At 70.7% G+C, this 21,777-nt stretch carries 21 protein-coding genes; 6 read left to right on the forward strand and 15 right to left on the reverse strand.

Translation table 11 applies throughout. The features are described from left to right. A partial coding sequence (tnpA, locus tag BSB02_RS22600; RefSeq protein ID WP_084961910.1) for an IS200/IS605 family transposase occupies positions 1–304 on the reverse strand: 304 nt, incomplete at its 3' end. Positions 305–326: 22 nt separating this feature from the next. Here tnpA and BSB02_RS22605 point away from each other — a divergent pair. Continuing rightward, the gene (locus BSB02_RS22605; protein ID WP_084961568.1) at positions 327–1,478 is read left to right on the forward strand and encodes an RNA-guided endonuclease InsQ/TnpB family protein; all 1,152 of its coding nucleotides are present in this window, start codon (positions 327–329) and stop codon (positions 1,476–1,478) included. 194 nt (positions 1,479–1,672) lie between these two features. On the opposite strand, the gene BSB02_RS22610 is transcribed toward BSB02_RS22605, so the two are convergent. Continuing rightward, the gene (locus tag BSB02_RS22610) at positions 1,673–3,106 is read right to left on the reverse strand and encodes an MFS transporter (protein ID WP_143591024.1); all 1,434 of its coding nucleotides are present in this window, start codon (positions 3,104–3,106) and stop codon (positions 1,673–1,675) included. A 60-nt stretch (positions 3,107–3,166) separates the two neighbouring features. Here BSB02_RS22610 and BSB02_RS22615 point away from each other — a divergent pair, with 60 nt between their 5' ends. Together BSB02_RS22615 and BSB02_RS22620 are read left to right on the forward strand one after the other, a co-directional pair. Then, positions 3,167–3,547, forward strand: a complete 381-nt coding sequence (locus BSB02_RS22615) for a MarR family winged helix-turn-helix transcriptional regulator (RefSeq protein WP_084961573.1) — start codon at positions 3,167–3,169, stop codon at positions 3,545–3,547. A 34-nt stretch (positions 3,548–3,581) separates the two neighbouring features. Then, positions 3,582–4,178, forward strand: coding sequence for a Uma2 family endonuclease (locus tag BSB02_RS22620; protein ID WP_084961574.1), 597 nt, complete (start codon positions 3,582–3,584; stop codon positions 4,176–4,178). Here the strand turns inward: BSB02_RS22620 and BSB02_RS22625 are convergent. From BSB02_RS22625 to BSB02_RS22660, 8 genes are all read right to left on the reverse strand, one after another. Then, positions 4,175–5,446: a thymidine phosphorylase gene (locus tag BSB02_RS22625; RefSeq protein WP_084961576.1), complete on the reverse strand. Its 1,272-nt coding sequence runs from the start codon at positions 5,444–5,446 to the stop codon at positions 4,175–4,177. The genes BSB02_RS22620 and BSB02_RS22625 overlap by 4 nt on opposite strands. After that, positions 5,447–5,842, reverse strand: a complete 396-nt coding sequence (locus BSB02_RS22630) for a cytidine deaminase (RefSeq protein ID WP_240506593.1) — start codon at positions 5,840–5,842, stop codon at positions 5,447–5,449. Beyond that, complete coding sequence (locus BSB02_RS41560; protein WP_084961578.1) at positions 5,839–7,104, reverse strand: ABC transporter permease; 1,266 nt, start codon at positions 7,102–7,104, stop codon at positions 5,839–5,841. The genes BSB02_RS22630 and BSB02_RS41560 overlap by 4 nt, the downstream gene beginning before the upstream one ends. Then, positions 7,101–8,246 (reverse strand): ABC transporter permease, encoded by a 1,146-nt coding sequence (locus BSB02_RS22640; RefSeq protein ID WP_084961580.1) that lies wholly within the window; start codon positions 8,244–8,246, stop codon positions 7,101–7,103. The genes BSB02_RS41560 and BSB02_RS22640 overlap by 4 nt, the downstream gene beginning before the upstream one ends. After that, on the reverse strand, positions 8,243–9,790 hold the full coding sequence (locus BSB02_RS22645) for an ABC transporter ATP-binding protein (RefSeq protein ID WP_143591027.1): 1,548 nt from the start codon (positions 9,788–9,790) through the stop codon (positions 8,243–8,245). The genes BSB02_RS22640 and BSB02_RS22645 overlap by 4 nt, the downstream gene beginning before the upstream one ends. A 126-nt stretch (positions 9,791–9,916) precedes the next feature. Beyond that, complete coding sequence (locus BSB02_RS22650; RefSeq protein WP_206184837.1) at positions 9,917–10,987, reverse strand: BMP family lipoprotein; 1,071 nt, start codon at positions 10,985–10,987, stop codon at positions 9,917–9,919. A gap of 206 nt (positions 10,988–11,193) precedes the next feature. Next, positions 11,194–12,198 carry a phosphotransferase gene (locus BSB02_RS22655; protein ID WP_084961582.1) on the reverse strand — a complete coding sequence of 335 codons (1,005 nt, stop codon included), beginning with the start codon at positions 12,196–12,198 and terminating at the stop codon, positions 11,194–11,196. A gap of 58 nt (positions 12,199–12,256) precedes the next feature. Further along, positions 12,257–13,492, reverse strand: a complete 1,236-nt coding sequence (locus tag BSB02_RS22660; RefSeq protein WP_084961584.1) for an amidohydrolase — start codon at positions 13,490–13,492, stop codon at positions 12,257–12,259. A 430-nt stretch (positions 13,493–13,922) separates the two neighbouring features. On the opposite strand from BSB02_RS22660, the gene BSB02_RS22665 reads away from it, so the two are divergent. Beyond that, positions 13,923–15,266, forward strand: coding sequence for a peptide ligase PGM1-related protein (locus BSB02_RS22665; RefSeq protein WP_240506594.1), 1,344 nt, complete (start codon positions 13,923–13,925; stop codon positions 15,264–15,266). A gap of 22 nt (positions 15,267–15,288) precedes the next feature. Here BSB02_RS22665 and BSB02_RS22670 read toward each other — a convergent pair whose 3' ends face one another. Further along, positions 15,289–15,516 carry an SCO4848 family membrane protein gene (locus BSB02_RS22670; protein ID WP_084961588.1) on the reverse strand — a complete coding sequence of 76 codons (228 nt, stop codon included), beginning with the start codon at positions 15,514–15,516 and terminating at the stop codon, positions 15,289–15,291. A gap of 75 nt (positions 15,517–15,591) precedes the next feature. Between BSB02_RS22670 and BSB02_RS22675 the strand changes: the two genes are divergently transcribed. Further along, positions 15,592–16,728 carry a D-alanyl-D-alanine carboxypeptidase family protein gene (locus BSB02_RS22675; protein ID WP_084961589.1) on the forward strand — a complete coding sequence of 379 codons (1,137 nt, stop codon included), beginning with the start codon at positions 15,592–15,594 and terminating at the stop codon, positions 16,726–16,728. On the opposite strand, the gene BSB02_RS22680 is transcribed toward BSB02_RS22675, so the two are convergent. Together BSB02_RS22680 and BSB02_RS22685 are read right to left on the reverse strand one after the other, a co-directional pair. Continuing rightward, a complete protein-coding gene (locus tag BSB02_RS22680) occupies positions 16,717–17,670 on the reverse strand; it encodes a YihY/virulence factor BrkB family protein (RefSeq protein ID WP_084961591.1) in 954 nt (317 codons plus the stop codon). The genes BSB02_RS22675 and BSB02_RS22680 overlap by 12 nt on opposite strands. A gap of 30 nt (positions 17,671–17,700) precedes the next feature. Continuing rightward, positions 17,701–18,810 carry an amidohydrolase family protein gene (locus BSB02_RS22685; RefSeq protein ID WP_084961593.1) on the reverse strand — a complete coding sequence of 370 codons (1,110 nt, stop codon included), beginning with the start codon at positions 18,808–18,810 and terminating at the stop codon, positions 17,701–17,703. A 60-nt stretch (positions 18,811–18,870) separates the two neighbouring features. Between BSB02_RS22685 and BSB02_RS40690 the strand changes: the two genes are divergently transcribed. Continuing rightward, positions 18,871–19,374 (forward strand): MarR family winged helix-turn-helix transcriptional regulator, encoded by a 504-nt coding sequence (locus tag BSB02_RS40690; protein WP_158088705.1) that lies wholly within the window; start codon positions 18,871–18,873, stop codon positions 19,372–19,374. Positions 19,375–19,404: 30 nt separating this feature from the next. On the opposite strand, the gene trpS is transcribed toward BSB02_RS40690, so the two are convergent. Beyond that, a complete protein-coding gene (trpS, locus tag BSB02_RS22695) occupies positions 19,405–20,406 on the reverse strand; it encodes a tryptophan--tRNA ligase (RefSeq protein WP_084961595.1) in 1,002 nt (333 codons plus the stop codon). A gap of 14 nt (positions 20,407–20,420) precedes the next feature. Beyond that, the gene (locus tag BSB02_RS22700; protein ID WP_084961597.1) at positions 20,421–21,731 is read right to left on the reverse strand and encodes a hemolysin family protein; all 1,311 of its coding nucleotides are present in this window, start codon (positions 21,729–21,731) and stop codon (positions 20,421–20,423) included. Between the last annotated feature and the right edge of the window lie 46 nt (positions 21,732–21,777).

The raw sequence follows: 21,777 nt of genomic DNA on the forward strand, positions 1-21,777 counted from the left end.
GGCGGGCCAGCTCGGGGAACTCGGTCCGCATCCGGCGCGAGGAGACGCCCTTGAGGGAGTTGACCAGCTTGGACAGCGCGACCTTGGGCGGGAAGGTCACCAGCAGATGGACGTGGTTGGCCTCGCCGTTGAACTCGCGCAGCTCGGTTTCGAAGTCGGCGCACACGTCTCGCATGATCTCTTCCATCCGTTCCAGGTGCGCTCCGTTGAACACCTTGTGGCGGAACTTGGTCACGAAAACCAAGTGGGCGTGCAGCACGAAAACGCAGTGTCTGCCGGTCCTGATATCCCCATATTCGGCCATAGGCCAATGGTAAGATCTTGGCGTGCAGCTTCGGTACACCTTCCGCCTCTACCCGACGCCGGGTCAACGCCAAGCACTGGCCAAAGCGTTCGGGTGCGCGCGGGTGGTGTTCAACGACGGGCTGCGACTGCGGCAGGAAGCCCGCGAGCAGGGCTTGCCGTACATCGGCGATGGGGAGTTGGCCAAGCGGGTCATCACCCAGGCGAAGCAGACACCGGATCGGGCCTGGCTTTCCCAGGTGTCGGCAGTGGTGTTGCAGCAGGCGCTGGCCGACCTGAACGCCGCGTTCCGGAATTTCTTCGCCTCGCTGTCCGGCGCGCGCCGGGGGCCGAAGGTCGGCCCGCCCCGGTTCCGGTCGAAGAAGGACCGGCGGCAGGCGATCCGCTTCACCCGCAACGCCCGGTTCGCGGTCACGGCGGGCGGCAAGCTGCGGCTGCCGAAGATCGGGGACGTGCCGGTGCGGTGGTCGCGCCGCCTGCCCGCCGAGCCGTCCAGCGTGACGGTGATCCTGGACGCCTCGGGGCGGTATTTCGCGTCGTTCGTGGTCGAGGTGGGCGCCGAGCCGCTGCCTGAGGCGGTGTCGGAGGAGGGTATCGACCTGGGCCTGTCGCACTTCGCGGTGCTGTCGGACGGCCGGAAGATCGACAACCCGCGGTTTCTGCGGCGGGCCGAACGCCGGCTGCGCAAGGCGCAACAGGCCCTCAGCAGGAAGGCGAAGGGGTCGGCCAACCGGGCCAAGGCCAAGGCGAAACTCGCCAAGGCGCACGCGAAGGTGGCCGACGCGCGCCGGGACTGGGCACACAAGCTCTCCACGAGCATCATCCGCGACAACCAAGCGGTGTATGTGGAGAACCTTGCCGTGTCCGGGCTGGGGCGCACCCGGCTGGCCAAGAGCGTGCACGACGCCGGATGGTCGCAGCTCGTCGCCATGCTGGAGTACAAGGCGCGACGGTACGGCCGCACCTTCGCCAAGATCGACCGCTGGTTTCCGTCCTCGAAGCTGTGTTCGTCGTGCGGAACGATGGCCGTGGCCATGCCGCTGAATGTCCGGTCGTGGGAGTGCCCGTGCGGCGCACGCCACGACCGGGACGTCAACGCCGCGATCAACATCCTCGCCGCCGGACGGGCGGAGAGGCTAAACGCCTGTGGAGGGACCGTAAGACCCGCCGCTTAGCGGAGGGCAGGACCCAGCGAAACAGGAAGCCGCAGAAGTGCCGCACGCGCGGCACAGGCTGAATCCCCGGCATTCATGCCGGGGAGCACGTCAAGGGCACGACCTTCCGGACGAGGAGTTCAGCCCGGACGTGGTGTTCGGGCGGGTGGAATGACGGAAGGGCCCTCGGCCGAGGGCCCTTCCACGAAACGTGATCAGACGGTCTCGAGGACCTTCTCCGTCTCCACGACCGGGGGAGCCTTGCGGACCCGCAGGCCGGTCGCCGAGATCGCCAGGCCTGCGATGCCCAGGACGAGCGAGACCACGACCGCCGCACGCAGCGCCTCGATGCTCAGCCCGCCCGTGGACTGGGAGGTGAGCACCGCGGTGACCGCGGCGAGCACGACCGCGCCGCCCACCTGGCCGGAGGTGTTGAGCAGGCCGGAGGCCAGGCCCTGCTCGTCGTCCTTGACCCCGTTGGTGGCCTGGATGTTGAGGGCCGGGAAGGACAGGGCGAAGGCGACGCCGAGCAGGAGCATGCCGGGCAGTACCTGGAAGGCCACGCTGGGGTCGCCGTCGATGCCCAGGAAGATCGTGTAGCCGCCAGCGAGCGCGGCCGAGCCCACCACGATCAGCTTGCCGGTGCCGAACCGGTCGGCGAAGTCGCCCATCTTGGTCGAGGTGATCGCGACCAGCAGTCCGGCGGGCAGGAAGGCCAGCGCGGTCTGCAGGGCCGACCAGTGCAGCAGGTTCTGGAAGTACTGCATCATCACGAACTGGAAGCCCACGTACGAGCCGAAGAGGATGACCAGCCCGACGTTGGCGCGGACGATGGGCGCCGAGCGCAGGATGCCCAGGCGGACCAGCGGGTGCTTCAGCCGCTGCTCCACGAACACGAACAAGGCCAGCAGCGCCGCCGTCACGGCGAGCGAGCCGATCGTGCGGAAGGAGCCCCAGCCGACCTCCGGCGCCTGGACGACGGTGAAGACCAGCAGCAGCATGGAGGCGGTGATCAGGACGGCGCCGAGGATGTCGTGGCCGCCCGCGGCACGCTCCTCCGCGCCGCGGTCGAGCACCTTCAGCGCGGCGACCAGCGCGATGATCGCGACGGGCACCGGCATCAGGAACGTCCACCGCCAGCCGAGCTCGGTGAGGAAACCGGAGAGCACCAGGCCGAGGGAGAACCCGCTGGCGCCGGAGGCGGTGAAGATGCTCAGCGCCTTGTTGCGCACCGGACCCTCGGGGAACGTGGTCGTGATGATCGACAAAGCGGCCGGGGCGGTGAACGCGGCGCTCACGCCCTTGACGAACCGCGCCGCGATCAGCAGGGCGCCGTTGTCCACGATGCCGCCGAGCAGCGAGGCCACCGCGAACACGCCCAGCGCCACCAGGAACACCCTCCGGCGCCCCAGCAGGTCGGCGGTCCGGCCCCCGAGCAGCAGCAGACCGCCGTACCCCAGCACGTATCCGCTCACCACCCACTGCAGCGACGAGGTGGAAAGCCCAAGGTCGGCCTGGATGGAGGGAAGGGCCACACCGACCATCGAGACATCAAGCGCGTCAAGGAAGATCACTGCGCAGAGCACGGCGAGCGCGCCCCACCGAAATGAGGAAGAGGACATGGGCCCCAACATTACATGCATCCGCATCTAATGCAACAGCATTTAATTCCGTTGCATGGGATTTCGCGGCATGGTAACCTCCGCGTCATGGACACCGACCCGGTCCTGGACACCTGGCACTACGTGCTCGCCAAATACGCCAAGGCGATGTGCGCGCTGGAGCGTGAGCTGGGCGACAAGCACGACCTGGGGCCCAGCGAGTTCGAGGTGCTCGACCGCATGGTCAACCACGACTCCAAGCTGCGTGTCCAGGTCCTCTGCGGCGAGGTCCACCTCAGCCAGAGCGCCCTGTCGCGGGTCATCGCGCGCCTGGAGAAGGCCGGGCTGGTCGAGCGCGGCGTCTGCCCCGACGACCGCCGCGGCGTCTTCGTCCACATCACCGACAAGGGCCGCGCCCTCCACGCCGAGGCCCTGCCCACCCACCGCGCCGTCCTCGCCGAGATCTTCTCCGACTCCCTCGTTTCCTGACCCGGTACGGCAGGGCCGCGGCTACGATCCCCTCGTGAGCGCCTTGCCGCTATGGGCGACCGACCCTTACTCCCTGCTGCTGGCCCAGGAGCAATACGACGCCCTGCCAGAAGAGGTCCGCAGATCCATCGAGGTCCTCGACGGCGTCGTGGTGCTCTGCCGTAGCGGCATCCGCAGGCACGACCAGGTCAGGCGCCGGCTGGCGAACCTCATCGAGGCGGCGCTGCCCGAGGATTCGTGCCTCGAGGTCGTCGCCGGCCACGAGATGCACTTCAGCAAGCGGCGCTTCGACGACGGCCGGCTCTCCTTCAGGCGTCCCGACGTGGCCGTCCATCGCCGCCTGGACCGCCACAGCAAGCTCACCGCCGCCGACGTCGTCATGGTCGCCGAGATCGTCCCTCCGGGCTTCCAGTACGTCGCCCCCGTCGACAAGAAGGCCGAGTACGCCTACGAGGGCATCCCGCTCTACCTCATCGTCTACCTGGACGACGATCTTTTCGTCGACATCGTCCAGGAGTATCGGCTCGACTGGGCAAGCCGGTCCTACCGCCTGGCCGAGACGCACCGCAAGGAGCTGGTGCTCGACCAGCCCTTGCCCGTGACGATCCCGTTCAAGGACCTGGACGGCTAGCCGATCCGCTCGATCACCAGCGGCAGCTGCTCCGCCGCCGCCGGCCCGATCTCGTAACCGCCCTCCAGCGCCGCCAGCGCCCGCTCGAAGCGGCTCGTCTCGTCGGCGTGCAGCGTCATCAGCGGCTGTCCTGCCCGCACGAGGTCGCCCGGCTTCGCGTGCAGCGTGATGCCCGCCCCGAAGGACACCGGGTCCTCCTTCCGCGTACGGCCCGCGCCCAGCCGCCAGGCGGCCAGGCCCACCGCGTAGGCGTCGAGCCTGGCCAGCACGCCCGACTCCGGCGCCTCGACGGTCATGGTCTCCGCGGCCCTCGGCAGCAGCGCGTCCGGGTCGCCGCCCTGGGCGCGGATCATGCGGCGCCACGAGTCCATCGCCGAGCCGTCCTTGAGCGCGTCCGCCGGGTCCTTCCCCGAGACCCCGGCCGTCTCCAGCATCTCCCGCGCCAGCCGTACCGTCAGCTCGACCACGTCGGACGGGCCGCCGCCGGCGAGGACCTCGACCGCCTCCTCGACCTCCAGGGCGTTGCCCACGGCCCTGCCCAGCGGCCGGTCCATGGCGGTCAGCAGCGCGACCGTGCGCACGCCCGCGTCGGTGCCGAGCTCCACCATGGTCGAGGCCAGCTCGCGGGCCCTGTCGACGGACTTCATGAACGCGCCGGAGCCCACCTTGACGTCCAGCACCAGCGTGCCGGTGCCCTCGGCGATCTTCTTGGACATGATCGACGAGGCGATCAGCGGGATCGACTCGACCGTGCCGGTGACGTCGCGCAGCGCGTACAGCTTGCGGTCGGCGGGCGCCAGGCCCGAGCCCGCGGCGCAGATGACCGCCCCGGCCTCCCGCAGCACGCCCAGCATCTCCTCGTTCGACAGCGAGGCCCGCCAGCCGGGGATGGACTCCAGCTTGTCCAGCGTGCCGCCGGTGTGGCCGAGGCCGCGGCCGGACAGCTGCGGCACGTACGCCCCGCACGCCGCCACCAGCGGCGCCAGCGGCAGCGTGATCTTGTCGCCCACGCCGCCCGTGGAGTGCTTGTCCGCGGTGGGCCGGTCGAGCATCGACCAGTCCATGCGCTCGCCCGAGCGGATCATCGCCTGCGTCCAGTCGGCGATCTCCCGCCGGGTCATGCCGTTGAGCAGGATCGCCATGGCCAGCGCCGACATCTGCTCGTCGGCGACCCGGCCGCCGGTGTAGGCGTCGATCACCCAGTCGATCTGCTCGGTGGACAGCTCGCCGCCGTCGCGCTTGCGGACGATGACCTCGATGACGTCCATCTAGCTCCCCCGGTTCAGGTCGTCGGGCCCGAAGGCGTACGGCAGGACCTCGGCCATGCGCCGCGGCCCGTCGGGCGTGTCCACCAGCAGCTCGGTACCGCCGAACTCGTACAGCAGCTGCCGGCACCGCCCGCACGGCATCAGCAGGTTCCCGGCGCCGTCGCAGCAGGTGAAGGCGACCAGCCGGCCGCCGCCGGAGGCCTGCAACGCCGAGACCAGGCCGCACTCCGCGCACAGCGACAGGCCGTAGGAGGCGTTCTCGACGTTGCAGCCGGTGACGATCCTGCCGTCGTCGACCAGGGCGGCGGCGCCGACCGGGAACCGCGAGTAGGGGGCGTAGGCGTTGCGCATCACCTCACGCGCCGCCTCGCGCAATTCTTCCCAAGGGATGGTCACGATCCTTGTCCTCGGCGGTACGGCAGGCCGTCGGCGGCGGGCATGCGCAGCCGTTGCGAGGCCAGGGCGAGCACGAGCAGGGTGACGATGTGCGGCGTGGCGGTGGTGAACTGCTCGGGCACGCTGTCGGTCTGCCAGTAGATCAGGAAGACCAGGACGGCGATGACCCCGGTCACCAGCGCCGCCCTGCTCCGGCCGCGCCCGAGCAGCAGGTAGACCGCCGCCCCGGCCAGCAGCAGCGCCATCGTGAACAGCAGCGCGTGCACCGAGGCGCCGCCCTGGCGCAGCTGCAGGGAGTCGGTGTAGCCGAACAGCAGCGCGCCGCCCGCCAGCGGGGTCGGCCGGTAGTTGCCGAAGATGAGGGTGGCCAGGCCGATGAAGCCGCGCCCGCCGGTCTGCCCCTCCCGGTAGATGCCGGCCGCCACCAGCGACAGGAACGCGCCGCCCAGCCCCGCCAGCAGGCCGGAGACGATCACGGCGACGTACTTGTGGAAGTAGACGTTGACGCCCAGCGACTCGGCCGCCACCGGCCGCTCGCCGCAGGCGCGCAGCCGCAGGCCGAAGGCGGTCTTCCAGAGGATCCAGTACGTCAGCGGCACCAGCAGGATGGCGACGATCGTGAAGTAGGAGACGTTCTGGGTCAGGCCGCGCAGCACCCCGGCCAGGTCGGACAGGAAGAACCAGTGCGTCTGCTCCAGCGCGCGCAGCGGCTCGCCGACGCCCGGGACGCTGAAGGTGCCCATCGACGGCACGCGCGGCGACTGGGTGTCGCCGCCGCCGCGCATGTCGGCGAAGACCGCCGAGGACAGGAACTTCGTCGCGCCCAGGCCGAGGATGTTGATCGCGACGCCGGACACGATGTGGTCGACGCCGAAGCCGACCGTGGCGATGGCGTGCAGCAGGCCGCCGGCCGCGCCGCCCAGCGCGCCCGCGACGACGCCGACCCAGGGGTTGCCGCTGACCAGGGCGCCCCACGCGCCGAACCAGGTCCCGAGGATCATCATGCCCTCGAGGCCGATGTTGACCACGCCGGACCGCTCCGACCACAGGCCGCCCAGTCCGGCCAGGCCGATCGGTACGGCCAGCGCCAGCGCGGCGGCCATCGTGCCGCCGGAGGTGATGTCGTCGGCGCCGCTGACCACGCGGGTGACCGACAGCAGGAACAGCAGGCCGAACAGGCCCAGCACGAGCACCCGCCAGGTCACGCGGAAGCGGCGGGGGGCCGCCACCGGGGCGGCGGGCGCCTGCGTGGTGACCGTCATGCCTTGGCCCCTTCCACTGCGGCCGGAGCGGCCAGTTCCCTGCTGACCTTGCGCTGCTCCGCGGCGATCCGGTAGCGGTGCGCCAGCTCGTAGCCGATGACCACGGACAGCACGATCACGCCCTGCATGATCTGCACGATCTCGGGCGGGACCTCCTGCAGGTCGAGGATGGTGGCCGAGTTGTCCAGGAAGCCCCACAGCAGCGCGCCGATGGCCACGCCGATGGGGTTGTTGCGGCCCAGCAGGGCGATGGCGATGCCGTTGAAGCCCAGTCCGGCCGGGAAGTCGAGGCTGTAGGAGTAGGAGGCCCCCAGCAGCTGCGGCATGCCCGCGAGCCCGGCCACCGCGCCGGAGATGACCATGGCGATCACGACCATGCGCTTGACGTTGACGCCGCTGGCGATGGCGGCCTCCCGGTTGGCGCCGGTGGTGCGCAGATCGAAGCCGAACCGCGTGCGGTTGAGCAGCACGTGGAAGCCGATACCGAGCGCGATCGCCAGGAAGATCAGGCCGAAGACCTTGGCCTGCGTGCCGGGGACGAGCGCCACGCCCGGAACCCACGAGTCCTCGGGGATCGGCCGGGTGCCGATGTTGTTGTCGCGCCGCACGCCGACGACGTTGACGAGCAGGTAGGCCACGATGCTGCTGGCGATGGTGTTCAGCATGATCGTGGAGATGACCTCGCTGACGCCCCGCGTGGCCTTCAGGATGCCCGCGATGGCCGCCCATGCCGCGCCGACCGCCATCGCCACGACGATGACGAGCACGGTGAGCGCGAAGCCGGGCAGGACGGCCGAGCCGCCCACGGCCGCCGCCAGGATGGCCGCGAGCCGGTACTGGCCGTCGACGCCGATGTTGAAGAGGTTCATGCGGAAGCCGAGCGCCACCGCGATGGCCGAGATGTAGTACATGGTCGCGCTGTTGAGCGTCAGGACCATGGTGCGGGGCTGCGTGCCGTACTCGACCATGGTGGTCAGCGTCTCCACCGGCGGGTTGCCGGTGACCAGCAGCACCAGCGCGGTCACCAGGCCCGCGAAGACGACGGCCGCGACCGGGGCGGCCAGGGCCAGCCAGCCGGTCAGCGGAATGCGGCCCAGCAGCCGGTTGAGGAAGGTGTCCTTCGGGCCGGTGGTCGTGGTCATGCCGCCTCCCCGGCGCCCGTCATGGCGGAGCCCAGCTCCTCGGGGGTGACGCTCGCCGGGTCCACGTCGGCCACCAGGCGGCCGCGCAGGATCACCTTGAGCGTGTCGGACAGGCCGATCAGCTCGTCCAGGTCGGCGGAGATCAGCAGGACGGCCAGGCCCTCGGCGCGGGCGCGGCGCAGGTGGTCCCAGATCGCCGCCTGCGCGCCCACGTCGACGCCGCGCGTGGGGTGGGCGGCGATGAGGAAGACCGGGTCGCCGCTCATCTCGCGGCCGACGATGAGCTTCTGCTGGTTGCCGCCCGACAGCGCGGCGGCGTCGACCTCGATGCCGGGAGTGCGGACGTCGTAGACCTCGACGATGCGCTGCGTGTCACGCCTGGCGCCGGCGCGGTCGATCCAGGGGCCCTTGACGTTGGGGCGCTTGGTCTGGTGGCCCAGGATGCGGTTCTCCCACAGCGGCGACTCCAGCAGCAGCCCGTGCCGGTGCCGGTCCTCGGGGATGAAGGCCACGCCCGCCTCGCGCCGCTTCAGCGTGGGCCAGTGCGAGATGTCCTGGCCTTCGAGGAGGATCGCGCCCGTCGAGGCGCGCATGCCCATGATGGCCTCGACCAGCTCGGCCTGGCCGTTGCCCTCGACGCCGGCGATGCCCAGCACCTCGCCCTTGCGCACGTCGAAGCTGACGTCGTCGACGACCGGCCGGCCGTCGGGCGAGCGCACCGTGAGGCCGCGCACCGACAGCGCGACGACGTCGGTGACCGTGGACTCCCGCGTCTCGGGGCTGGGCAGCTCGCTGCCGACCATCAGCTCGGCCAGCCGGCGGGCGGTGACGCTCCCGGGGTCGACGGTGGCCACGGTGGTGCCGCGCCGGATGACCGTGATGGCGTCGGCGACCTTGAGCACCTCGTCGAGGTGGTGGGAGATGAAGATGACCGTCAGGCCCTCGCGGACGAGCTCCTTGAGGTTCTCGAACAGCTCGTCCACCTCGTGCGGCACCAGCACGGCCGTGGGCTCGTCGAGGATGAGGATGCGCGCGCCGCGGTAGAGCACCTTGAGGATCTCCACCCGCTGGCGGGTGCCGACGCCCAGGTCCTCCACCAGGACGTCGGGGTCGACGCCCAGGCCGTAGGCGTCGGAGATCTCCCTGATCTTCCGGCGGGCGGCCGCGAAGTCGATGGCCACGCCGTTCTTGCGCGGCTCGCTGCCCAGGATCACGTTCTCCAGCACGGTGAGGTTGTCGGCCAGCATGAAGTGCTGGTGGACCATGCCGATGCCGGCGGCGATCGCGTCGGCGGGCGAGTGGAAGCTCACCTTCGTCCCGTCGACGCTGATCACGCCCTCGTCCGGGCGGAGCATGCCGTACAGGATCTTCATGAGCGTGGACTTGCCCGCGCCGTTCTCCCCGACGATGGCGTGGATCTGGCCCTTGGCCACGCTGAGGTGGATGTCGCGGTTGGCGACGACGCCGGGGAACCTCTTGGTGATGCCCACGAGTTCCACGGCGGGCGCCGCGACTGGCTGGCTGCTGATGTCGGCCTCCCCCACTGGACGACCCCGCTTCCCGACTACTGACGGTATCAACGGACTGCGGAAACGCGGGTGCCCGCGTTTGCCGTTCGTAGTCCAAGGGGCCCGGTGGCACGCACCGAGCCCCTTGGCGGACGTCGACGGTCAGGAACCGGTGGGAACCGTGACCTCGCCGCTGATGATCTTCTGCTTGTACTCGTCGAGCTTGTCCTTGATGTCGTCGACCTTGCCGCCGGTGGTGGAGTAGTCGACGCCGCCGGCCTTCAGGTCGTAGACCTTCGGGCCGGACTTCACCGAGCCGTCGGAGATGGACTTCAGGAAGTCGTAGACCGCGACGTCGACCTTCTTGAGCATGGAGGTCAGGATGACGTCCTTGACCGACGGGTCGGCGGTCTTGGCCTGGTCGGAGTCGACGCCGATGGCCAGCGCGCCCGCGGCCTTGGCGGCCTCGAAGACGCCGCCGCCCGAGCCGCCCGCCGCGTGGTAGACGACGTCGGCGCCCGCGTCGAACATGCCCTCGGCGGCCGTCTTGCCCTTGGCCGGGTCGTTGAAGCCGCTGAAGTCGGGGGCCTGGGTCAGGTACTTCTTCTGGACCTTGATGTCCGGCTTGACGGCCTTGGCGCCGGCCTCGAAGCCCGCCTCGAACTTGTGGATCAGCGGGACGTCCACGCCGCCGACGAAGCCCACGTTGCCGGACTTGGACTTCAGCGCCGCGGCCGCGCCGACCAGGAAGGAGCCCTGCTCCTCGGCGAAGACCAGGTTGCTGATGTTGGGGCCGGTCGCGGCGGAGTCGTCGACGATGGCGAACTTCGTGTCGGGGAACTCGGCCGCGATCTTCTTGACCGGGTTGGAGTAGGCGAAGCCGACCGTGATGATCGGGTTGAAGCCGCCGCTGGCCAGCAGGCGCAGCCGCTCCTCCTTCTGGGCCTCGGTCTCGCCCGGCGCGGCCTCGAGCTCCTTGGCCTCCACGCCCAGCTCGGCCTTGGCCTTGTCGAGACCCGCGGCGGCGGCGTCGTTGAACGACTGGTCGCCGCGGCCGCCGATGTCGTAAGCAAGACCGACCTTGATCTTCGCCGCCGGGGCGGCGGTGCCCGCGCCGGTGTTCCCCGGCGAGGGAGCGGCGGTGTCACCGCCGCCGCCGCAGGCTGCGGCTGCCATGAGCAGGGCGCCGGTCACACCGGTGACGGCCAGCTTGCTGACTCGGTTGCGGAACAAGGGCGGAACTCCTTCTCCGTGCGCACTTCACGTCGCACGCGCGGAACGCACGGCAACTCTCTCACTCGGAAGATAGTTGTCCAGCTCGACTGCTCGACACTCGGGCACAGCTCCGCAACAGGTCCGTTATGGACATCAGTCCACTCTGTGATTTGCTGTGCCGCTGCCTGCCCCTGTGTCCATCTATGACCGGGCCTATGACCGGGCTATGACCGCGCACGGGTGTGGACACCGCCGCCACCTGGCGAAGAGTCCAGGCCGGCCAGCGTGCCCGCGAACCCCCGCCACGCCTGCCCGGTGTCGGCTGTCCTGCCGTGGGGCGCGCGGAAGCCCGCGACGAAGGCGCCGAGGTCGTCCAGGGCCCAGCGGAGCCGGTAGAACGCCAGCGCGGCCGGGTCCGGCTCGCGTCCCGTCAGCTCGGCGTATCGGGCCAGCTCATCGGGGCGCGCGGCGACGTGCCACAGGTCCCTCTCGGGTACGGCCAAGCCCACGGTGTCCCAGTCGACCAGGCGCAGGCCGTCCCGGTGGCGCAGGAGGTTGCCGGGATGCGGCTCGCCGTGCGTCACGACGTGCTCCCTGCCGCCGAGCCCGGCCGCGCGCCGGTCGAGCTCGGCCAGCCGCTCACGCAGCACCTTTTCGTGCCGGGCCATGAGCTGCCTGGCCGGTTCCGCGTACGGCCCGCCGTACCAGACGACGCCGAGCTCGCCGAGCGCCCGCTCCAGGTGGGCACGGCCGGCCGGGTCCAGCGGGAGGGCGGGCGTGGTGGGCGGCGGCGCGACCCGGTGGAGCCGCGCGAGCAGCGACAGGACCTCCTCGCGCTCGCCGCCGGCGAGCCTTTGGCCGAAGTCGCCGGACGGGGCCGCCACGTGGGGGAACACGCTGACCGCGTACCTGGTGCCGAGCCTGAGCAGGGTCTGCCCGTCGAGGGTCCGCACCGGCGCGACGACGAAGTCCAGGCCGCGCTCGTGACGCAGCGTCACGGCGGTCTCCATGGCGTCGCGCAGGCCGCGCCAGGGGTCGGGGCCGCAGTGGCTCTTGTGCGGGACGTCGGCGACGGTGACGAACCATCGGCGGCCATCGGTCCCGGTCGCCGTCCAGTGGTGGTCGCCGAAGCCGACCGGAGCGTGGACGAGCGTCGCGGCCTCGACGCCCCACGCCCGCAGCGCCCGGCTCAGCCGTTCCTCGTCCAGGTCGCGCGGGCGGTCTCGCATGTGGCGACCGTAACGGACGCGATCACCTGGCCGCAGGTGGTTTTTCCGCCGGTCCGGCTCAGATGAGCTCGGCCATCGGCTCGGTCACGTCGTCGGGCCGCGCGCCCTCCCACAGGGCGGTCAGCGCGGTCGTGGCCATGAGCCGCACGCCCACGCCGATGGCGCGCTCGTCGACGTCGAAGGTCCCCTGGTGCAGGTCGTAGGTGACGCCCGAATCGGGCGCGCGGGTGCCGAGGCGGGCCAGGGCGCCGGGGACGGACTCCAGATACCACCCGAAGTCCTCACCGCCCAGCGACTGCTGGGTCGGCACGACCGACGACTCGCCCAGGGCACGGAGGGCGGCCTCCTGGAGCATCTGCACGCTGACGTCGTCGTTGACGACCGGCGGCACGCCGCGGGTGTACTCCATCGCCGCCTCGACCCCGTAGGCGCCGGCGACGGACTCCAGGAGGGACTTGATCAGGTCGGGGGCGGCGTGCCAGGCGTTCTCGTCCAGGCAGCGGACGGTGCCCTCGGCGACGCCGTCGTTGGGGATGGCGTTGGCCGCCGTGCCCGCCTCGACCCGGCCCCAGACGACGCTCAGCGAGGAGCGCGGGTCGACCCGGCGCGACAGCGCGGCGGGCAGCTCGGTGAGGATCTTGGCGAGGGCGAAGACGAGGTCGGCGGTCAGGTGGGGGCGGGAGGTGTGGCCGCCGGGGCCGCTGACGCGGATCGCGACCTTGTCGCAGGCGGAGGTGATCGGGCCGGTCTTGAGCCCGACCTGGCCGACGTCGACGCGCGGGTCGCAGTGCAGGCCGAAGACGCGGTCGACGCCGGTGATGCCGCCGTGCGCCATGACCTCCAGCGCCCCGCCCGGCAGCTCCTCGGCGGGCTGGAAGATCAGCCGGACCCGGCCGGGCAGGAGCCCGGCGTCGGCCTGCTGCGCCAGGAACAGCGCGGTGCCCAGCAGGATGGTCGTGTGGACGTCGTGGCCGCAGGCGTGGCAGGCGCCGGACACGGTCGACCGGTAGGGCACGTCCTTCTCGTCGATCAGCGGCAGGGCGTCGATGTCGGCGCGCAGCGCCACGGTGGGACCGTCGCCCGTGCCCACCTCGCAGATCAGGCCGGTGCCGCGGGGCAGCACGGAGGGGAACAGGCCGGCTACCGTCAGCCGCTCGGCGATGCGCCGCGTCGTGCGGAACTCGGCGAACGCCAGCTCCGGGTGCATGTGGAGGTCGCGGCGGAAAGCCCTCAGCTCCTGCTCACGCTCGGCCAGGAACGTGTCGAGTTCCCCCCGCAGCTCACGTCCCTGCATCTTTCACCGTCCCACGAAAAAGTCAGACCATACCACTGCGTCAGCCGCCCGATCAGGGCAACTTCCCGAAGATTCGCATGTCGCACCTGCCGTTTCGGTGCGTGAGATCGTCAGCAGGTTGACTGTGAGCCCCGATGGCGATGACATCGACTTTATCGCTCCCGGCGGTGCTCCCGTGGACAACTACACCGAAAGTTGACCTCTGGTCTGACCGTAACCGCAGGTCGTCACCGTGGGTGACGCCGGAAATAGTCACAACGAATCATTAGATCATGACCCGTCGTGGCCATCCTCAAACTAGAGGCCCGAGGCGAATGCTGTCACCTTCCGTCCTGGCCATCACACTCCGGCGAGCCATGTGTGTGAGTAAATTGCGTGCTTAACTCGCCGTATGATCACTAATATCCCGTTCGGGGAGAAGCATGCGCGCTTGAGCATCTTCGAGCCGAGTGAGGGGACCCTGGTGGTCGTGCCCTCGCTCTCCCTGCCGCAGGACGAGCTGCGCCGGATCACGGGGGCCAGGCACTACGAGGAGCGGCTGCTGTTCCTGCTGCTGACGCTCCGCAGGCCCGGGGTCAAGGTGATCTACCTCTCCTCCGCGCCCGTGGACCCGGCCGTCGTCGACTACTACTTCGGCTTCCTCCCCGATCCCGAGGGCGCCAGGTCGCGGCTGCGCATGATCAGCATGGACGAGCCAGACTCCCAGCCGCTCACCCGCACCATCCTGCGGCGCCGCGAGATGGTCGACCGGATCAGGGCCGAGATGGGGGACGACGCCTGGCTCGTGCCGTTCGTGATGAGCGAGCTGGAGGAACGCCTGGCGGCCTACCTCGACGTGCCCATCTACGGCCCGGCCACCGCCCTGTCCTACTACGGCTCCAAGAGCGGCTCGCGCGAGATCGGCAGGCGGGCCGGGGTGCCCATGGCCCGCGGCTTCGGCGACCTGCGCACCCAGGCCGAGCTGGAGGACGCCGTCTTCTCGCTGCCCGGCGAGCGGGTCATCGTCAAGCTCAACGACAGCTACTCCGGCCTGGGCAACGCGGTCCTGCCCAAGGCCGACTGGAGCGCGGCCACCTTCTCCGCCGAGGGCGAGACGTGGTCCACGTTCATGGAGAAGTTCGCCGACCGGGGCGGCGTGGTGGAGGAGTTCATCGAGCACCGGCCGCTGTACTGCCCCAGCGCGCTGGCGCGCATCACCCCCGGCGGCCACTTCGACGTCGTGGCCACCCACGACCAGGTGCTCAACGGGCACGTCTACCAGGGGTGCAGGTTCCCGGCCCGGCCGGAGTACCGCGCGGAGGTGGCGGCCTCGGCGCGCAAGATCGCCCGGGTGCTGGCCGAGCGCGGCGTCGTGGGCATCTTCGGCATGGACTTCTTCGCGATGAAGACCGACGCGGGATACGCGGCGCTGCTGTGCGAGATCAACCTGCGCATCGGCGGGACGACGCACCCGTTCGGCGCCACGTTGCTGGCCACCGGCGCCCGCTACGACGCGGCCACGGGGCTGCTGGTGTCCGGCGGCAAGCCGAAGTACTACACGGCCACGGACAACTGCTACGCCACCGGCATGCGCGGCAAGCGGCCCGCCGACGTCATCAGGGCCGTGGAGGACCTGGGGCTCGGCTTCGACCCGGCCCGCCGTACCGGCAACGTGTTGCACCTGCTCGGGGCGGTCCCGGAGTACGGCAAGCTGGGCTTCACGAGCATCGGCGACAGCCGGGAGGAGGCCGACGAGCTGCACGCGGCCACGCGCCGGGCGCTGTGCTCCTGCTGAGTGTGCGCCTGCTGAGCCGCGCTCACCGCAGCGGGGCTTTCCGGCCGGACCGGGCGTGCCGGAGCCCCCGCAGGCCGATGGCCCCCAGGACGAGCGCCAGCACGAGGTTGACCGCGATCAGGATCCCGTGCACCACGTAGAAGCCGGTCGGATGCCCGTCGGCCAGGTTAAACCCAAGGTTGATCCACTCGAGGACCATGAACGCGGCCAGCGCGACCAGGAATCCGGCGATCTTTCGTGTCATCACCATGCTTCAAGTATCGAGGGCGAAGGTTCAGGGGATCTGTCGCCACATGGGGGAATGCACGAAGCTAGGATCGCTCCGATGACATGGGTGGTTCCCGCGGCCTGCCTGGCCGCGCTCGCGGTCACGACCCCGGCCCTCGCCACGGCGGGCCGGGCCGATCCCGTCTCCACCCCGGTCGGCGGGGAGCTGCTGGGCAGGAAGGGACTGGTCGTCCCCGGCGGCGTCAAGGCGCCGCCCAAGACCGGCGCGGCGTCCTTCCTCGTCGCCGAGGCCGAGACCGGCAACGTGCTGGCCGCGAAGAACGCCCACGGGCGCTTCCTGCCGGCGAGCACGCTCAAGGCGCTGACGGCGATCACGCTCATCCCCAAGCTCGATCCCGGCCTCAAGGTCAAGCCCAGCGCCAACGCCGTCAACCAGGAGGGCTCGGCCGTGGGCCTGTCCACCAAGACGAGCTACAAGGTCGAGGACCTGTTCCGCGCGCTGATGATGTCCTCGGGCAACGACGCGGCGATGGCGCTGGCGGAGACCAACGGCGGCCTCGCGACGACCCTGCGGGACATGAACGCCGTGGCCAGGCGGCTGCAGGCGTACGACACCGTGGCCAAGACGCCCAGCGGGCTGGACAAGCCCGGGCAGAGCAGCTCGGCCTACGATTTGGCCCTCATCGCCCGCGAGGGTCTGAAAAATCCCGATTTCCGCCGCTATATCAGCACGAAGACCGCCCGCTTCCCCGCGCCCAAGAAGTGGTACGAGATCGCCAACCACAACAAGCTGCTGTGGCGCTACAAGGGCATGATCGGCGTCAAGAACGGCTGGACCTCCAAGGCCCAGGGCAGCTTCGTGGGCGCGGCCACCAGGAACGGCAAGACGATCATCGTGACCATCATGCGGCACGACGGCTACTTCTGGGACGAGGTCGCCGACCTGCTCGACTGGGGCTTCGCCGTCAGCGGCAAGGCCGCTCCCGTCGGCCGGCTGGTCGACCCGCTTCCCGACCAGCCCGCCGCATCGCCGTTCCCCCAGTCGTCCGCATCCTCCTCCGCGCAGCCGGTCGCTCCGGTCGCGCAGGCGCCGCTCCGGGACTCCGCCGCGGGCTCCGGCGGCCCCGACGCCCGGCTGGTGGGCGGCGTCGTCATCGGCGGCGGGCTGCTGTTCGGGATGGTATGGCTGCTGTACGGCATGCGCCGGCGCCGCCGGTCGGGCTCACGCCTCTGACTTCGGTTCCGGGACCGCGCCGAGCCGGCCCGTCCCGCCGGACGACGGCATCGGGGTGGGCGCGGGCGGCGGGGACAGCCCGGCCGTGGCCGTCCACGCGGCGACGTAGAGCGTGAGCCGGGCCGAGAAGTTGATCCACACCAGCAGGCCGACGATGACGGCGAAGGCGCCGTAGACCGGGTTGTTCAGCGTGCCGCTCAGCAGCAGCGTGGCCAGCTGCTTGAGCGCCTGGAAGCCGATCGCGCCGAGCAGCGCGCCCCTGGCCACGACGCGGAAGGGCTGCTCGATCTTGCCTTCCCAGCCCAGTACGATCATGAACATCACCCAGTCGGCCAGCCCGCTGACCAGCACGCCGACCAGCCACACCGGGATGGCGCTCAGGCCGAGGAAGTCCGCCACCGTCCGGGAGGCGGCCGTGGCGAACCCGCTGGCCAGCGAGGAGAACAGCAGCGTGACGCCGATCAGCAGCAGGGCGGCCAGGTCGCGCAGCTTGGCCAGCAGGAAGTTCAGCGGCGGCGTGGTGGTCATGGCGATCTGGCGCAGCGCCCCGCGCAGCGCGTCGAGCGCGCCCAGCCCGGCGTAGAGCAGACCGGCCAGGCCGATGATCCCGGCCCCGGTCCTGGCCTGCTTGATGGCGTCGATGTTGAGCTTGTCGGCCAGGCCGGGCAGCTGTTCCTTGATCGCCGTGTCGAGCGCGTGCTCCAGCTGGGCGTTGCCGGTCAGGACGAACCCGAACACGGAGAAGGCCAGCACGATCAGCGGGAAGAACGACAGGAAGGCGAAGTACGTCACCGCGCCCGCGAGCCGGTCGCCGAAGACGAGCTGGTAGCGCTGGACGGTCCTGATGAGGTGGTCGAGCCACGGCCACCGCACCCGCCAGGCCTCCACCAGGGCGCGCCCGCGTGCCCGCATCGCGGCCACGCGCTCCGTCAGGCTCGTCATGCGTTCACCACTGCCCAGGTCGGCGGCCTGCTATGCCGCGCCCGCGCGCTTGACCACCTCTCCCGCGACCAGCACGGTGTCCACCGCGCGGCGGTCGGCGTCCAGCACGACCGTGGTGACGGGGTCCTCGCCCGGGCGGTCGATCCTGAGCAGGACGAGGTCGGCCTGCTTGCCTTGCCGTACGGAACCGGCGACCTCCCCCAGGCCCACCGTCCGCGCGCCCTCGATCGTGGCCATCCGCAGCACGTCGATCGGCGTGAGCGCCGGATCCATGAGGTACAGGCCGCGCATCAGGCTGAACATGTCGCCCGGTCCGCAGGTGACGGAGTCGCCGCCGAGCGCCGTGCGCACTCCGGCGGCACGCGCGCGGGCCACCGGAGGGGTGCCCATGCGCAGCTTGACCTCGCTGAAGGGCGACAGGGACAGGGCTCCGCCGGTGTCGGCGATCCGCTTGAAGCCGTCCTCGGTCATCCGCACGCCGTGGATGTAGGTGGTGCGTGAGGCGACCGGCTCGAACAGCTCCAGGCCCGCGTCGCCGCGCAGGTGCACGCTGACCGGCAGGTCGAGGTCGAGGGCGACCCGCACCTCGCGCGCCGCCTCCTCCTCTCCGGCGAAGTCCGGTCCGAGGGCCGCGGCCGCCATGGTGACCAGCCCGCCCGTCCGGTCGCGGAGCCGTGCGGCCTCGGCCGCGTCGCCGGGCGGGTAGGCGAAGACCGCGCGGATCCCGGACTGCCCCAGCGCGTCGAGGGCCGCGTCGCTGTGCTCGGGCGTGGGGTGCAGCTGCGTCCAGTCCAGGAGCGTGGTGATGCCGGACTCCAGGCACTCCCGGGCGCCGCTCAGCGTGCCGGAGTGCACCTCCTGCGGGCCGTAGCGGGAGGCCGCCTCGCCCAGCACGCGCCGGACGTACTCCTCCAGGGTGCCGGTGGGCAGGATGCCGCGCAGGTCCGCCTGCCAGGTGTGCCGGTGCGTGTCGACGAACCCGGGCAGCACGATCATCCCGGTCGCGTCGACGACCTCTCCCGTCCGGGGCGCGTCGAGGCCGGCCCCCACCGCCGCGATGACGCCGTCCTCGACGAGCACGTCGGCCCGCTCGCTCGCGCCGCTTTCCACATCCACGACGATGCCGTTTCTGATCAACATGGCAGCAAGCTTAAGAGAAAGCTTTTCCTAAAGCAATGTGCGGGCGATTACCCTGGAGCCGTGGAGGAGCGAGACGAGGTCGACGCGCTGGTGACGGGGTGGAGCGGGCTGCCCGCTCCCACGATCGCGGCCCTGGAGCTCAGCAAGCGGATCTCCCGGATCGGCGCCGTCTTCCACGACGCCCTCCGCGCCGGGCTGGCCGACCTGGGGCTGACGTATGCCGAGTTCGACGTGCTCGCGGCGCTGCACCGGTCCGGCCCGCCGTACCGGATGAAGCCCAGCGAGCTGAGCAAGTCGCTGTTCCTCACCTCCGGGGGCACCAGCAACGTCCTGCAGCGCCTGGCGGCCGCGGGCTACGTCGAGCGCGAGGACAACCCCGAGGACGCCCGCAGCCGCTGGGTGCAGCTCACCGACGAGGGCCGCCGCGTGGCGGTCAAGGCCCTCGACGTGTCCGTGCGCGCGCACGACGCGGTGGTCGCGGGGATCCCCGAGGAGACGGTACGGCAGGCCGCCGACGCCCTGCGCCCCGTGCTCGCGGCGCTGGGCAGGCGGCGGTTCCGCTGACGCTCGGGAAAAGTCAGACGCCAGGAAGCGTCAGACGCCCAGGAAGCCGACCCGGTCGCGGACCTGGGCCATGGTCTCCTGCGCCACCGCACGGGCGCGGGCGGCGCCCACGGCCAGCAGGCGGTCCAGCTCCGCCTCGTTGGCCAGCAGCTTCTCGGTCCGCTCGCGGATGGGTGCGAACGCCTCGATGACGACCTCGGCGACGTCCTTCTTGAACGTCCCGTACCCCTGCCCCTCGTAGCGGGCGACGAGCTCGGGGATCGGCACGCCGGTCAGCGCCGACTGGATGCGCAGGAGGTTGGAGATGCCGGGCTTGTTCTCCTCGTCGAAGAGCACCTCGGCGCCCGTGTCGGTGACCGCCCGCATGATCTTCTTCCGCAGCGCCGCGGGCTGCTCCAGCACGTCGAGGATGCCCGCCGGAGACGACGAGGACTTCGACATCTTGGCCGTCGGGTCCTGCAAGTCGGTGATCTTCTCGACGTCCTTGGGGATGTACGGCTCGGGCAGCGTGAAGGTCTCGCCGAAGCGGTGGTTGAACCGCTGGGCCAGGTCGCGCGTGAGCTCCAGGTGCTGCTTCTGGTCGGCCCCCACCGGCACCCGGTTGGCCTGGTAGAGCAGGATGTCGGCGGCCTGCAGGATCGGATAGGTGAACAGCCCGACGCTGGCCGAGCTCTCGCCGTACTTGGCCGCCTTGTCCTTGAACTGCGTCATGCGCGCGGCCTCGCCCATGCCCGTCTGGCAGATGAGCACCCAGGCCAGCTCGGTGTGCTCGCGCACGTGCGACTGGACGAAGACGGTGGACCGCTCCGGGTCCAGCCCGCACGCGAACAGCTGCGCGGCGGCCACCCGGGTGCGGCGGCGCAGGTCGGCCGGATCGGTGGGCACGGTGATGGCGTGCAGGTCGACCACGCAGTAGAAGGCGTCGTGCGTCTCCTGCAAGGCCACCCACTGACGGACGGCACCCAGGTAGTTGCCCAGGTGGAAGGAGTCCGCGGTGGGCTGGATGCCGGAGAGAACACGAGGTCTGGCCATAGCTGAAGATTGTGTCAGGAATCCGGCTCGGGGTGCGACTCGATCACCGCGCGTCGCTTCACGTGGACGCGGGCGATCCGGCGTCCGTCCATCTCGGTCACGGTCATCTCGAAGCCGGGGATCTCCACCCGCTCCCCCACCGACGCGACGTGCCCCAGCCGCGCCATGACGAAGCCGCCCACGGTCTCGTAGGGCCCGTCCGGCAGCCGGATCCCGGTCTCGGCGTGGAAGTCGGTGAGGTTGGTCAGCCCGTCGACCTCGATCTCCCCGGCCGGCAGGACGACGGTGTCGCCCTCGACGTCGTACTCGTCCCTGATGTCGCCGATCAGCTCCTCGACGAGGTCCTCCAGGGTCACGATCCCCGCGGTCCCGCCGTACTCGTCGACCACGATCGCCAGGTGGTGCCCCTCGTCGCGCATCTCCGACAGCGTGGTGAGGATCCGTTTGGAGGCCGGGACGAACTTGACCGGCCGGATCGGCACCACCTCGTGGATGGGCTCCAGCCGCCCGGTCAGCACCGGGTCCAGGAGGTCGCGGACATGGACGAATCCCAAGATCTCATCGTAGGACTCCCGGTACACCGGGAAGCGGGAATGCGGCATCGCGGCGGCCAGCACGGCGGCCTCGGCCAGCGGCGTGTCGGCCTCCATGAACTCCACCTCGGTCCGCGGCAGCATGACCTCGCGCACCTGCCGCTTGCCCGCCGCGAAGACCTCCGCGATCAGGTTCCGCTCGTCGGCGGTGAGCTCGGCGTGCCCGACCACCATGTCGCGCAGCTCCTCGGTGGTCATCTGCTCCCGGTCGGCATCGGGGTTGCCGCCCAGCAGCCGCACCACCCCGTCGGTCGACTTCGACAGCGCCCAGATGACCGGACGCGACAGCGTCGCGATCCAGTCCAGGAACGGCGCGACGAACAGCGCGAACCCCTCCGCCCGCTGCCTGGCCAGCCGCTTGGGCGCGAGCTCGCCGAGCACGAGCGAGACGTAGGAGATCGCCAGCGTGACGAGCACCAGGGCCAGCGGCGGCGCGACGGCCACCGGGACGTTCCACCCCTCGAGCACCGGCACCAGCTGGCGGGCCAGCCGGTCCGCGCCGAAGGCGGCCGACAGCATCGTGGCGACCGTCACGCCGATCTGCACGGCGGACAGGAACCGGTTGGGGTCGCGCGCGAGCTTGGCGACACGCCCGCCACGCCGGCCGTGCCCGCTCAGCTTGCGGACCTGGCTCTCCCTCAGCGACACCATCGCCATCTCGGCCGCGGCGAAGTATCCGCCCACCAGAATGAACAGCAGGACGATGGCGATGTTGGCGACGAGCTCGTTCACGGCGCTGCCAGCGTACTCGGGCGGCGTATGCTGAAGGCAGCCCTAC

Origin of the sequence: Thermoactinospora rubra (genome assembly GCF_002093975.1) — a bacterium.
GTDB classification, from domain to species: domain Bacteria; phylum Actinomycetota; class Actinomycetes; order Streptosporangiales; family Streptosporangiaceae; genus Nonomuraea; species Nonomuraea rubra_A.

Coding starts and splice junctions, on each gene's coding strand:
- BSB02_RS22660 (WP_084961584.1), bottom strand. CDS start 13,492: ATGCAGGGACGTGAGCTGCGGGGGGAACTCGACACGTTCCTGGCCGAG.
- BSB02_RS22610 (WP_143591024.1), bottom strand. CDS start 3,106: ATGCGGATGCATGTAATGTTGGGGCCCATGTCCTCTTCCTCATTTCGG.
- BSB02_RS22640 (WP_084961580.1), bottom strand. CDS start 8,246: ATGACCACGACCACCGGCCCGAAGGACACCTTCCTCAACCGGCTGCTG.
- BSB02_RS22675 (WP_084961589.1), top strand. CDS start 15,592: ATGACATGGGTGGTTCCCGCGGCCTGCCTGGCCGCGCTCGCGGTCACG.
- BSB02_RS22615 (WP_084961573.1), top strand. CDS start 3,167: ATGGACACCGACCCGGTCCTGGACACCTGGCACTACGTGCTCGCCAAA.
- BSB02_RS41560 (WP_084961578.1), bottom strand. CDS start 7,104: ATGACGGTCACCACGCAGGCGCCCGCCGCCCCGGTGGCGGCCCCCCGC.
- BSB02_RS22655 (WP_084961582.1), bottom strand. CDS start 12,198: ATGCGAGACCGCCCGCGCGACCTGGACGAGGAACGGCTGAGCCGGGCG.
- BSB02_RS22685 (WP_084961593.1), bottom strand. CDS start 18,810: ATGTTGATCAGAAACGGCATCGTCGTGGATGTGGAAAGCGGCGCGAGC.
- BSB02_RS22625 (WP_084961576.1), bottom strand. CDS start 5,446: ATGGACGTCATCGAGGTCATCGTCCGCAAGCGCGACGGCGGCGAGCTG.
- trpS (WP_084961595.1), bottom strand. CDS start 20,406: ATGGCCAGACCTCGTGTTCTCTCCGGCATCCAGCCCACCGCGGACTCC.
- BSB02_RS22680 (WP_084961591.1), bottom strand. CDS start 17,670: ATGACGAGCCTGACGGAGCGCGTGGCCGCGATGCGGGCACGCGGGCGC.
- BSB02_RS22670 (WP_084961588.1), bottom strand. CDS start 15,516: ATGGTGATGACACGAAAGATCGCCGGATTCCTGGTCGCGCTGGCCGCG.